We start from the raw sequence: 11,206 nt of genomic DNA on the forward strand, positions 1-11,206 counted from the left end.
CCCCCCCCCCCCCCCCCCCCCCCCCCCCCCCCCCCCCCCCCCCCCCCCCCCCCCCCCCCCCCCCCCCCCCCCCCCCCCCCCCCCCCCCCCCCCCCCCCCCCCCCCCCCCCCCCCCCCCCACCGCCGGGCGCGGCCCCGGCGCCGACGTCCGCTTCGACTGGGCCGACCCGGCCACCCACGCGGCCGCCGTCGCCGGCGCCGGGCGCGCCTACCTGGTGGCCCCCACCGGCGTGGCCGACCCCGCCCCGCTCGTGGACGCCTTCCTCGACACCGCCCTGCGCGCCGGGCTGCGCCGGGCGGTGCTGCTCAGCTCCTCCGCGGTGGCCGCCGGCGACCCCGGCCTGGGCGAGGTGCACGCCCTGGTGCGCGAGCGCGTGCCCGAGTGGGCCGTCCTGCGCCCGTCCTGGTTCCAGCAGAACGTCACCGGCGGGCACCCGCTGGCCCGCTCCCTCCGCGAGGAGGGCCGCATCGTCACCGCCACGGGGCGCGGGCGCCTGGCCCTGGTGGACGCGCGCGACATCGCCGCGGTCGCCGTGCGCGCGCTGCTCGACGAGCCCTCCCACGACACCGAGCACGTCCTGACCGGCCCCGAGGCCCTGAGCTGGTCCGACGTGGCCGAGCTGGTCTCGCGGGCGCGCGGGCGCACCGTGCGGCACGAGGCCGTCAGCGTGGAGGAGCTCACCCGCCGCTGGGTGGCCGCCGGGGCGCCGGAGGCCTTCGCCCGCTCCCTGGCCGCCCTGGACGGGGCGGTCGCCCGCGGCGCCGAGGACCGCACCACCGACACCGTGCAGCGCCTGACCGGCCGGCCCCCGCGCGCGCTGCGCGACCTGCTCGCCGAGACCCCCGCCTGAGCACCACCCGCACCGACCGCCCGCACCGAGCACCCGCACCGAGCACCCGCACCGACCCAGGAGGACCCCCCGTGACCACGACCACCGCGAACCCCGTGGACCCCGCGAACCCCGCGAACCCCGCGGACCCCGCGGCGCTGCTGGCCGACCGCCTCGCGGTCCAGGACGCCGTGACCCGCATGAGCTGGCTGCTGGACCGCCGCGACTGGGACGCGCTGCGGGAGGTGTTCGCCGAGGAGCTGGTGCTGGACTACACCCAGCCGTTCGGCGGGGAGCCGGAGACGCTCGGCGGCGCCGAGCTCGTCGAGCGCTGGCGCGCGCAGGTGGGCCACCTGGACAGCACCCAGCACGTGACCACCGGCGTGCTCGTCGAGCTCGACGGGGACCGCGCCCGCGCCACCGCCAACGTGCTGGCGCACCTGCGCCGGGAGGGCACGCTGGGCTCGCCGGTGTGGCACAACGGCGGCCACTACGACGTGCGGCTGCGGCGCAGCGGCACCGGCTGGCGCATCACGGCCCTGACCGCGAGCGTGAGCTGGGCCGAGGGCAACAGCGCCGTGCTGCAGGCGCCCGCCGCGGGCTGAGCCTCAGGCGGAGGCGGCCACGCGCACGCCGGCCTCCTCCAGGGCCGCGCGCACGCGCCGGGCGATCCCCACCGCCCCGGGGGTGTCGCCGTGCACGCAGATCGACTCCGCGGCCACGGGCACGACGCTGCCGTCCACGGCCACCACCTCACCGGCGGTGGCCAGGCGCACGCACCGGCGGGCGACCTCCTCGGCGTCGTGCAGCACGGCCCCGGGCTGCGAGCGCGGCACCAGGGTGCCGGCCGGGGTGTAGGCGCGGTCGGCGAACGCCTCGGCGACGGTGCGCAGGCCCGCCGCGGCGGCCAGGTCCAGGAACCGCGAACCGGGCAGGCCCAGCACGGGCAGCGCGGGGTCGTAGCGCCGGACGGCCTCCACGACGGCGGCGGCCTGCGCCTCGTGGTGGACGATCGCGTTGTACAGGGCGCCGTGGGGCTTGACGTAGGCGACGCGCGTGCCGGCGACGCGGGCGAACGCCTCCAGCGCGCCGACCTGGTACAGCACGTCGTTGACCAGCTCGGCGGGGTCCACGTCGATGAACCGGCGGCCGAAGCCGGGCAGGTCCCGGTAGCCGACCTGGGCGCCGACGACGACCCCGCGGGCGGCGGCCAGCTCGCAGGTGCGGCGCAGGACGGTGGGGTCCCCGGCGTGGAAGCCGCACGCCACGTTCGCGCTGGTCACCACGTCCAGCAGGGCCTCGTCGTCGCCCAGGGTCCAGCGGCTGAAGCTCTCGCCGAGGTCGGAGTTCAGGTCCACGCTCGCGGTGCTCTGCACGGGGTTCAGCTCCAGATCGTTCCGAGGGTGGACAGCGAGCGGTAGGCCAGGAACAGGGTGACCAGCCACGCCAGCAGGCCGGTCCCGATCAGCCAGCGCGGGTAGCGGTAGCCGCCGAGCAGGTCGCGCCGGCGCAGCGCCACCCACAGCACGACGACGAGCCCGATGGGCAGGATCAGCCCGTTGAACGCCCCGGCGAACACCAGCAGCCCCACCGGCGCCGCGCCGGCCAGGACGAAGAACGCCGTGGAGACGACGATGAACAGCACCGTCAGGGCGTTGCGCACGCGCACCGGCGTGGAGGAGCCGGTGAGGAAGCTGACGGAGGTGTACGAGGCGCCGATCACCGAGGTGAGCGCGGCCGCCCACAGGATGACGCCGAACACCCGCAGCCCCACCTGGCCGGCGGCGGCCTGGAACGCCGAGGCGGCCGGGTTCTCCGCCGCCAGCGCCGTGCCGCCGGCGACCACGCCGAGCACCGCCAGGAACAGCAGCGCGCGCATGACGGCGGTGACGAGGATGCCGCTGACGGAACCGCGGCTGATGCTGCGCAGGTTCTCCGGCCCCGTCACGCCGGCGTCCACCAGGCGGTGGGCGCCGGCGTAGGTGATGTAACCGCCGACGGTCCCGCCGATGAGGGTCGTGATGGCCAGCGGGTCGACCGTCTCCGGCGCCACGACGTTGCGCAGCGCGGCGCCGACGGGCGGATCGGAGACGACCGCCACGTAGGCCGTCATCGCGATCATCACCAGGCCCAGGACGACGACGATGCGGTCCAGGGCGGCCCCGGCGGCCCGGCTGAGGAAGATCGCCACCGCGAGCAGCGCCGACAGCGCCGCTCCCCAGCGGGTGTCCAGGCCGAGCAGCGCGTCCAGGCCCAGCCCGGCGCCGGCGACGTTGCCGATGTTGAACACCAGCCCGCCCAGCACCACCAGGGCGGTGAGCACCCATCCGACGCCGGGCAGCACCCGGTTGCCGAGCTCCTGCGCGCGCAGCCCCGAGACGCCGATGACGCGCCACACGTTCAGCTGCAGCGCGACGTCGACGAGGATGCTCACCACGATGGCGAACGCGAACGCCGCGCCCAGCTGCGCGGTGAACGTCGTGGTCTGGGTGATGAAGCCGGGGCCGATGGCGCTGGTGGCCATGAGGAACATGGCCCCGAGCAGGGTCCGGGAGGTCTTCGGGGTCCGCTCGGCGCGCGCGGGGGCGGGGCTGCTCACGGCGCGGTCCACGGCGGGGCGGGGCGGGTGGCGCGCACGGCGGCGCCGGCGGCGGTGACCAGCGCGACCGTCTGGTCCACGACGGCGCGGCGGTCGGCCTCGAACGCGGCGTCGGTGAGCGCGGCCGGGTCCTGCGGGTACTCCAGGGCGGAGACGTGCAGGTGCCCGCCGGGCACGTCCCACGCCTGCATCCCGATCCGCAGCCGGTTCGAGCGGTACATGCTCTCGTTGGACAGGTAGCTGCCGCCGGGGCCGGAACCGGCGGTGCTGCCCGGCGAGGGGTCGTCGGCGCAGCGCAGCGCGGTGGGGTCCGGCCAGGTCCCGGCGGGCCACTCGCAGATCCCGTCGTTCAGCCGCACCGGCCACGGCCCGGTGCCGGCGGCGATCATCGCCTCGTACGGCAGGGTCGTCTCGATCCACTCCGGCGAGTCCGCAGGCTGCGGCCAGTGCGAGGGCCGCGAGACGGGCCCGAACTGCTGGTTGCGGTTGTTGTCCGGGGACCCGCCGCGGGCGTTGGCCGCCCACTGCTCGACGTCCATGCGCCCGCGGCCGGTCTGGCTGATCGTCATGATCATGTCCGCGCGGTCCTCGCCGGTGCGCAGGACGGGGCCGAAGGCGTCCTCCACGACGCCCTGGTCGAAGTCGGTGTAGTTCACCGGCAGCACGACGGCCTCGACGGTGACCGGCCCGGCGGGCGTGGGGACGGTGCGCCCGTCCAGCTGCAGGGCGGTGGCCCCGGAGGGGTTGGAGTTCCGCAGGCTGCTGTCCAGGCTGTAGGTGTCGAAGCCGCTGATGACCACGCGGGTGGCGCCGGGCTCCTCGGTGGACCAGGCCACGGAGGAGATGCCGCGGCTGGTGCGGTCCAGGGTGTGCAGCAGCCCCTGGCGCTGCAGGCCGCTGGTGAGGTACTCCGCCTGCAGCGCGCGCACCGCCGCGCTCATCGTGGTGCGCGCCCAGTACAGCGGGCGGTCGTCGTAGCGGTCGATCGTGCCGATCTCCAGGCGCCCCTGGGCGCGGGCGACGGCGGTGTCCCACAGCTCCTGCCCGCCGGTGCGGACCACCTCCAGCGCCTCGGCCAGGGTGGCCGCCGCGCACAGCCGCTCGGAGAACCCGTCCACGAGCGGCTCGAACCCGGCGGCGCGCAGGAACTGCCGGGCGGCGGGCTCCCCGCCGGGCACCAGCGGCGAGCCCAGCCGCGACTCCTCCACGGTCGGGACGGTGCCGGGCGCGGCGCACCCGGCGGGCGGGGCCGGCGGGGGGTGCTCGGCGGCGCCGCCGGCGGCCGGCGGCGCGACGGCGGCCCCGGCGACGAGCGCGGTGGCGGAGGCGCCGAGGAGCGCCGAGCGCCACCCCCCGCGCGTCGGGGCGGTGCTGCGGCGGAGCCTGCGGGGGACGACCACGGCGACCTCGCTCAGTGCGTCGGGGGTGGGGGTGGTGGGCGGTGACGCTACGAGTTGTTCAACGATCTGGCAACGCCCGCGCCGTGAACGCTATGTTTCGCCGGTGGGTGCGGCGCCTCGGGACCAGGGGGACGGGCTGCCCGAGCGGCTCAGCTCCGCCGGGCGCGCCCTGACCGGCGCGAGCAGCGCCGAGCGGGTCGCCGACGCGCTGCGCGAGCTGGTGGTGGACGGCGCGCTGACGCCGGGGGCGCGGCTGCGCGAGGGCGCCGTCAGCGCCTCGCTGGGCGTCTCGCGCAACACCCTGCGCGAGGCGTTCCGGCTGCTGACGCACGAGGGGCTGCTGCGCCACGAGCTGCACCGCGGGGTCCTCGTGCGCACCCTGACGGCCGCGGACGTGGCCGACGTCTACCGCTTCCGCCGGCTGCTGGAGTTCGCCGCCGTGGACGCCGAGCACGACAGCGCTGCGCTGCAACCGGTCCGCTCCGCGGTCGAGGAGGGCTGGGCCGCCGCGCGGGAGCAGGACTGGGCGGGCGTGGCCAGCGCCAACATGCGCTTCCACCGCTCGCTGGTCGCCCTGGCCCGCAGCCCGCGGATGGACGAGAGCATGCGCCACCTGCTCGCCGAGCTGCGCCTGGCGTTCGTGGTGATCACCGACCCGCGCCCCTTCCACGAGCCGTACCTGCGCGACAACGAGCGCATCGCCGACCACCTCGAGGCCGGCGAGCGCGGCAGGGCGGGCCGGCTGCTCGCCGAGTACCTCGACCGCGCCGAGCGGCAGCTCCTGGCGGCGCACCGCGCGGCCGGGGCGCCGGGGCGGGGCTGAGGCCGGCGCGCCCGGGGCTGACAGATCGTTCAACGATCCCTAGAGTTCCAGCGCACCGCTCCCGCCCGGAGGTGACCGTGAGCCCGACCGCCCAGGCCCCGCCCACCGCGACGCCCACCGCGGCAGGCGCCGCGAAGCCCGCCGCGGTGCCTGCGTGAACCCGGTGCGCCTGCTGCCCGCCGGGGACCGCGCCTGGCTGCTCGAGGCCGACGACCCCGCCCGGCTGCCGGCGTTCGCGCGCTCCCTGGAGCGCGAGGCCCCCGAGGGCGTGGAGGACGTCCTGCCCGCCGCCCGCACCGCGCTGGTGACCCTGCGCGCCGGGGCGGACCGCGAGGCGGCCGGGCGCGAGGTGCTGCGCCGCTGGCGGGCGCTGCCAGCGAGCGGCGGCGGCGCCGACGACGCCGACGACGACGGCGACGGCCTCGGCGGGGCGGAGGTGGTGACGATCCCGGTGCGCTACGACGGCGAGGACCTCGCCGACGTCGCGGACCTGCTGGGCACCACCCCGGAGGACGTCGTCGCCCGGCACACCGGCACCACCTGGCGGTGCGCCTTCGTGGGGTTCGCGCCCGGTTTCGGCTACCTCACCTCCCCCGACCGGCGGCTGGTCGTGCCGCGCCGGCGGCAGTCGCGCACGGCCGTGCCGGCGGGGGCGGTGGCCCTGGCCGACGGGTACAGCGCCGTCTACCCGCGCCGCTCCCCCGGCGGCTGGCAGGTCGTCGGCACCACCGACGCGGTGCTGTGGGACCCGGCCGCGGACCCGCCGGCGCTGCTGCGCCCGGGCAGCGGGGTGCGGTTCGTGCGGGAGGGCGCGTGAGCCTGGAGGTCCTGGCGCCCGGGGCGCTGAGCACCGTGCAGGACCTGGGCCGGCCGGGGCTGTTCCGCTACGGGGTGGGCGTGGCCGGGGCGGCCGACCGGGGCGCGCTGCGCCTGGCGAACCGGCTCGTCGGCAACCCCGAGGGCCACGCCGGCGTGGAGGTGCTGCTGGGCGGGCTGGTGCTGCGCGCCGCGGCGCCGGCCGTGCTCGCCGTCACCGGGGCCCCGGTGCCGGTGGACGTCGACGGCTCCCCCGCCGGGCACGCGAGCGTGCTGGTGCTGCGCGCGGGGCAGACCCTGCGGCTGGGCGCGGCCGCGGCGGGGCTGCGCGCCTACGTCGCGGTGCGCGGCGGCCTGGCGCTGGAGCCGGTGCTGGGCTCGCGCAGCCGCGACACCCTGGCCGGCATCGGCCCCGAGCCGCTGGCCGCCGGCGACCGGCTGCCCGTGGGGCCGCCGCCGGCGCGGTTCCCGCCGGTGCGCACCGTGCCGGTGCCGGCGCCCGCCACCGGCACGGTCACCCTGGCCGTGCGCCCGGGCCCGCGCGCGGACTGGTTCGAGGACCCCGCCGTCCTGTTCCGCGGCTCCTGGACGGTGACGCCGGAGTCCGACCGGGTCGGCGTGCGCCTGGAGCGCCCCGCGGGGCAGCCGCCGCTGGTGCGCGCGGTGAGCGCCGAACTGCCCTCCGAGGGCGTGGCCCTGGGTTCCCTGCAGGTGCCGCCCACCGGACGGCCGGTGCTGTTCGGCCCCGACCACCCGATCACCGGCGGGTACCCGGTGGTCGGCGTGGTGCGCGAGGCCGACGTCGACCTCGTCGCGCAGGTGCGCCCCGGGCAGTCCCTGCGCTTCCGCCCCGTCCCCGAGCACGTGGAGGTCCCGGCATGAGCGACGGCGCGGACGGCGGCGCGGACGGCGGCGCGGAGGGTTTCGTGCGGGCCCTGCTCGACGGGGGTTCCCTCACGCCGCTGGCCGAGGTCCCCGGCGGGGGCGGGCCGGGGGTGCTCGCCGGGTTCGGCACCGTCGAGGGCCGCGACGTGTGCGTGCTGGCGCACACCGGCCCCGGCGCCGGCGGCCCGCTGGGCGCGGCGGCGGTGGCGGCCGAGGTGCGGGTGCGCGCGCTGGCCGCCCGCACGGGCCGCCCGCTGGTCACCGTGCACGACGCCACCGGGCCCGGGACCGCGCAGGGCTTCGGGGAGCTGGTGCGCAGCGCCGTCGCGCTGTCCGGGGTGGTGCCGCAGGTCGCCGTCGTGCTCGGCGCGGCCGACGCCGAGCGGGCCCTGCTGCTGCCGCTGGCCGACGTGGTCGTGGCCACCGCCGCGGCGCGCTCGGCGCTGGCCGACCCCGGCGCGGTGGCCGCGGCCGGCGGGTCGCCGGCACCCGCCGGCACCGCCGCGCTGCACGCGGGGAGCACCGGCCGCTTCGCGCGGGTGGAGCCGGACGCGGTGGCCGCGGCGGGGTTCGTGCGCGAGCTGCTGGCGCACCTGCCCAGCAACAACCTCGCCACCGCACCGCGCCCCGCGCCGCCGGGCGGGTGGGACGGCGGGTGGGACGGGGGCCTGGACGGGGAGCTGGACGAGGACCCCGACGACGAGCTGGACGCCCTGCTGCCCGCGGACCCCGCCGCCCCCCACGACGTGCGCGCGGTGCTGGAGCACCTCGCCGACGACGGGTTCCTGGAGCTGCACGCGCAGCACGCGGCGAGCGTGGTGACGGCGTTCGCCCGCATCGACGGGCGCAGCACCGGGGTGGTGGCCACCCAGCCGGCCGTCCTGGCCGGCGCCCTGGACGCGGCGGCCTGCGCGAAGGCGGCCCGGTTCGTGCGGTTCTGCGACGCGTTCGGCCTGCCGGTGCTCACCGCGGTGGACACCGCCGGGTTCGTCCCCGCCGCCGAGGGCGCCGCCGGGGACCTCACCGCCGCCGCCGCGCAGCTGCTGTACGCCTACGCCGAGGCCTCCGTGCCGCTGCTCACCGTCCTCACCGGCCGCGCGCACGGCCCGGCCGCGACGGCGCTGGGCTCGCGGCACGTGGGCGCGGACGTGGTGCTGGCCTGGCCGCGCGCACGGCTGGGCGCGCGCGAGGCGGTGGCGCAGGTGGCCGCCGCGCACGGGGAGGAGCTGGCCGTCGCCGCCGCGAGCGGGCGCGACGCCGAGGCGCAGTGGCTGCGGCGGCTGGCCGAGCAGGAGGAGCGGGCCGCGCCGGGGGCCGCGGTGGCCGCCGGGGACGTGGACGCGGTGCTCGCACCGGGCGCCACCCGCGCCCACCTGGCCCGCGCGCTGCGCCTGCTGCAGCGCAAGGCGGTCCCCCCGCCGGCGCGCCGGCACGGGAACGTGCCGCTGTGAGCGCGCCGGCGCCCGGCGGGGACGCCTGGGTGGTCACCGGCGGCCCCACGGACGTCGAGCTGGCGGCCGTGGTGGCCGCGGTCGCGGCCGTCGTGCAGGTGCTGCACCGGCGCGCGGCGCAGGGACCGCCGCCCGCGCCGCGCCCGTCCTGGACGGACGGCTGGGGCGCTCCCGAGTCCCTGCTGCGGCGCCCGCTGCCGGCGCCGCCGACGGAGCAGGGCGGGACCGGGCGCAGCGGGGGGCTCAGGCGCCCGCCGGCACCGGCTCGGCGGTGAGCCGGGGGGCGGGCTCGGCGACCGGCGGGGTGGTCGGCGGGGTGGTCGGCGCGCCGGCGGGGTCGCGCAGGCGGCCGGCCGGGGCGAACCCGCCGTAGGGGTAGTCGACGGCGGGGGCGCTGACGGCGTCCAGCCGCGCGGTCCCCTCGGCGGAGACGGACGTGCCGGCCGCGTCGAGGTTGGACTCCAGCTGCGCGAGCGTGCGCGCGCCCAGCACCACGGAGGCCACGCCCGGGCGGGCGGCCAGCCACGCCAGCGCCACCTGCGCCGGGGTGGCGCCGTGGTCGCGGGCGACCCGCTCCAGCTCGGCCAGGACCGCCCACGTGCGCTCGGCGCCGGTGCGCGAGCCGAACAGCTGCGCCTGCAGCGGGTCCGCCAGGCGGGTGCCGGGCGCGGGCCGCCGGCCGGGGGCGTACTTGCCGCTGAGCACCCCGCCGGCCAGCGGCGACCACGCCAGCAGCCCGGCGCCGGCGGAGGCCGCGGCGGGCACCAGCTCCCACTCGACCTCGCGGGCGAGCAGGTTGTACTGCAGCTGCAGCGAGGCGATCGGCTGCCCGCCGCGGGCGGCGGCGACGTCGGCGGTCTTCTGCACCTGCCAGCCGGTGAAGTTCGACACCCCCGCGTAGCGCACCTTGCCGGCGCGCACGGCGTCGTCGAGGAAGGACAGCGTCTCCTCCAGCGGGGTCAGCGGGTCCCAGCTGTGCGCCTGGTAGAGGTCGACCGAGTCCACGCCCAGCCGGCGCAGCGAGCCCTCCAGCGCCCGGGTGAGGTGCCGGCGCGACAGGCCCGCGCCGTTGGGGCCCTCGTCGGTGGGGAAGCGGCCCTTGGTGGCCAGCACGACGTGCTCGGTGACGTCGGCGGGCCGGGCGGCCAGCCACTGCCCGACGAGGCGCTCGGACTCCCCGCCGGCGTACACGTCGGCGGTGTCGACCAGGGTGCCGCCGGCGGCGGTGAACGCGTCGAGCTGGGCGAACGCCTCGGCGCGGTCGGTGCCGGCGCCGAACGTCATGGTGCCCAGGGCGAAGGCGGAGACGGACAGGCCGGAACGGCCGAGGGTTCGGTGCTGCACGGGGACCTCCGGGGTGCTGGCGGCGGGCCCTGCGCCCGCCGGTGGCACCACCGTGGCGCGGGCGCGGCACCGGGCCCAGGGCCCTGCCGGTGGGTGGGTCCGGCAGTACCCACGTCCGGCGGGCGCGGTCCTGGCAGGCTGCGGCCGTGGCTTCGGAGATCGGTGGTTTCCTGCGCTCGCGCCGGGCGCGCGTGCGCCCGCAGGACGCGGGACTGCCCGAGCACGGCCCGCGGCGGGTGCCCGGGCTGCGCCGGGAGGAGGTGGCGCGCCTGGCCGGCGTCAGCGTCGACTACTACGTGCGCCTGGAGCAGGGCCGCACCCCGGGGGTGTCGGACGCGGTGCTGGACGCCGTGGCGCGCGTGCTGGGGCTGGAGGAGGTGGAGCGCGAGCACCTGCACCGGCTGGCGCGCCCGGCGCGCGGCGCGCCGGCGGCGCTGCCGCGGGTGCGCCCGGGCACGCGGCGGGTGCTGGACCTGCTCGGCGGCGCGCCGGCGTTCGTGCTGGGCGCCGGCGGGCGGGTGCTGGCGTGGAACGCGCTGGGCGAGGCGCTGCTGGGGTTCTCGGCGCTGCCCGCCGCGCAGCGCAACGCGGTGCGGCACACCTTCCTGGACCCGGCGGCGCGCACCCTCTACCTGGACTGGCCCGCGGTGGCCGAGGAGAGCGCGGCGTACCTGCGCCTGGAGGCCGGCCGCGCCCCCGGCGACGAGGGCACCGCCGCGCTCGTGGCCGAGCTGCTGCGCGCCAGCGCGGAGTTCCGGCGGTTGTGGGCGCGCCAGGACCTGCGCGAGCGCGTCGCCGGCGCCAAGCGGATGCACCACCCCGCGGTCGGCGAGCTGGACCTGGGGTACGAGGTGCTGGCGGTCGCCGGGGAACCGGCGCAGACGGTGGTGGTGCTCACCTGCGAGGCGGGGTCGGCGACCGCCGAGCGGCTGAGCCTGCTGGCGAGCTGGCACGCCTCCGCGGGCAGCGCGCCGGGGGTGCCGCGCGGCTGAGGGGTCCCCGGGGGGCCCCCCCCCCCCCCCGCCCCCACCCCCCTCACACCCGGCTGTTACCCGGCC

The 11,206-nt window shown here is 79.0% G+C and carries 12 protein-coding genes; 8 read left to right on the forward strand and 4 right to left on the reverse strand.

The features are described from left to right. The first annotated feature begins 215 nt into the window (after positions 1-215). Both ACRYR7_RS21115 and ACRYR7_RS21120 read left to right on the forward strand, forming a co-directional pair. Positions 216-851 carry an NmrA family NAD(P)-binding protein gene (locus tag ACRYR7_RS21115; protein WP_432574080.1) on the forward strand — a complete coding sequence of 212 codons (636 nt, stop codon included), beginning with the start codon at positions 216-218 and terminating at the stop codon, positions 849-851. Between the two features lie 71 nt (positions 852-922). Beyond that, complete coding sequence (locus ACRYR7_RS21120; protein WP_432574081.1) at positions 923-1,435, forward strand: nuclear transport factor 2 family protein; 513 nt, start codon at positions 923-925, stop codon at positions 1,433-1,435. A gap of 3 nt (positions 1,436-1,438) precedes the next feature. Here ACRYR7_RS21120 and ACRYR7_RS21125 read toward each other — a convergent pair whose 3' ends face one another. From ACRYR7_RS21125 to ACRYR7_RS21135, 3 genes are read right to left on the reverse strand one after another with little or no spacing between them, the layout of a single operon-like run. Continuing rightward, on the reverse strand, positions 1,439-2,206 hold the full coding sequence (locus tag ACRYR7_RS21125) for a LamB/YcsF family protein (RefSeq protein ID WP_432574082.1): 768 nt from the start codon (positions 2,204-2,206) through the stop codon (positions 1,439-1,441). A gap of 5 nt (positions 2,207-2,211) precedes the next feature. Then, on the reverse strand, positions 2,212-3,429 hold the full coding sequence (locus tag ACRYR7_RS21130) for an NRAMP family divalent metal transporter (RefSeq protein ID WP_432574083.1): 1,218 nt from the start codon (positions 3,427-3,429) through the stop codon (positions 2,212-2,214). Continuing rightward, positions 3,426-4,829, reverse strand: coding sequence for a hypothetical protein (locus ACRYR7_RS21135; RefSeq protein ID WP_432574084.1), 1,404 nt, complete (start codon positions 4,827-4,829; stop codon positions 3,426-3,428). Before ACRYR7_RS21135 ends, ACRYR7_RS21130 begins: the two co-directional genes overlap by 4 nt. A 103-nt stretch (positions 4,830-4,932) precedes the next feature. Between ACRYR7_RS21135 and ACRYR7_RS21140 the strand changes: the two genes are divergently transcribed. The 5 genes from ACRYR7_RS21140 (at position 4,933) to ACRYR7_RS21160 (ending at position 9,079) form a co-directional block, all read left to right on the forward strand. After that, positions 4,933-5,652 carry a GntR family transcriptional regulator gene (locus ACRYR7_RS21140; protein ID WP_432574085.1) on the forward strand — a complete coding sequence of 240 codons (720 nt, stop codon included), beginning with the start codon at positions 4,933-4,935 and terminating at the stop codon, positions 5,650-5,652. A gap of 154 nt (positions 5,653-5,806) precedes the next feature. Further along, positions 5,807-6,469 (forward strand): 5-oxoprolinase subunit B family protein, encoded by a 663-nt coding sequence (locus ACRYR7_RS21145; RefSeq protein ID WP_432574086.1) that lies wholly within the window; start codon positions 5,807-5,809, stop codon positions 6,467-6,469. Next, entirely contained in the window at positions 6,466-7,350 is an 885-nt protein-coding gene (locus ACRYR7_RS21150; RefSeq protein WP_432574087.1) for a 5-oxoprolinase subunit C family protein, read from the forward strand. The genes ACRYR7_RS21145 and ACRYR7_RS21150 overlap by 4 nt, the downstream gene beginning before the upstream one ends. Then, positions 7,347-8,804 carry a carboxyl transferase domain-containing protein gene (locus ACRYR7_RS21155; RefSeq protein ID WP_432574088.1) on the forward strand — a complete coding sequence of 486 codons (1,458 nt, stop codon included), beginning with the start codon at positions 7,347-7,349 and terminating at the stop codon, positions 8,802-8,804. Before ACRYR7_RS21150 ends, ACRYR7_RS21155 begins: the two co-directional genes overlap by 4 nt. Next, complete coding sequence (locus tag ACRYR7_RS21160; protein WP_432574089.1) at positions 8,801-9,079, forward strand: acyl-CoA carboxylase epsilon subunit; 279 nt, start codon at positions 8,801-8,803, stop codon at positions 9,077-9,079. Before ACRYR7_RS21155 ends, ACRYR7_RS21160 begins: the two co-directional genes overlap by 4 nt. On the opposite strand, the gene ACRYR7_RS21165 is transcribed toward ACRYR7_RS21160, so the two are convergent. Further along, entirely contained in the window at positions 9,048-10,148 is a 1,101-nt protein-coding gene (locus ACRYR7_RS21165; RefSeq protein WP_432574090.1) for an aldo/keto reductase, read from the reverse strand. The genes ACRYR7_RS21160 and ACRYR7_RS21165 overlap by 32 nt on opposite strands. A 146-nt stretch (positions 10,149-10,294) precedes the next feature. Between ACRYR7_RS21165 and ACRYR7_RS21170 the strand changes: the two genes are divergently transcribed. Continuing rightward, on the forward strand, positions 10,295-11,140 hold the full coding sequence (locus tag ACRYR7_RS21170; protein ID WP_432574091.1) for a helix-turn-helix transcriptional regulator: 846 nt from the start codon (positions 10,295-10,297) through the stop codon (positions 11,138-11,140). The last annotated feature ends 66 nt before the right edge of the window (positions 11,141-11,206 follow it).

This window comes from Kineococcus gurbantunggutensis, from assembly GCF_050871925.1.
GTDB lineage: Bacteria > Actinomycetota > Actinomycetes > Actinomycetales > Kineococcaceae > Kineococcus.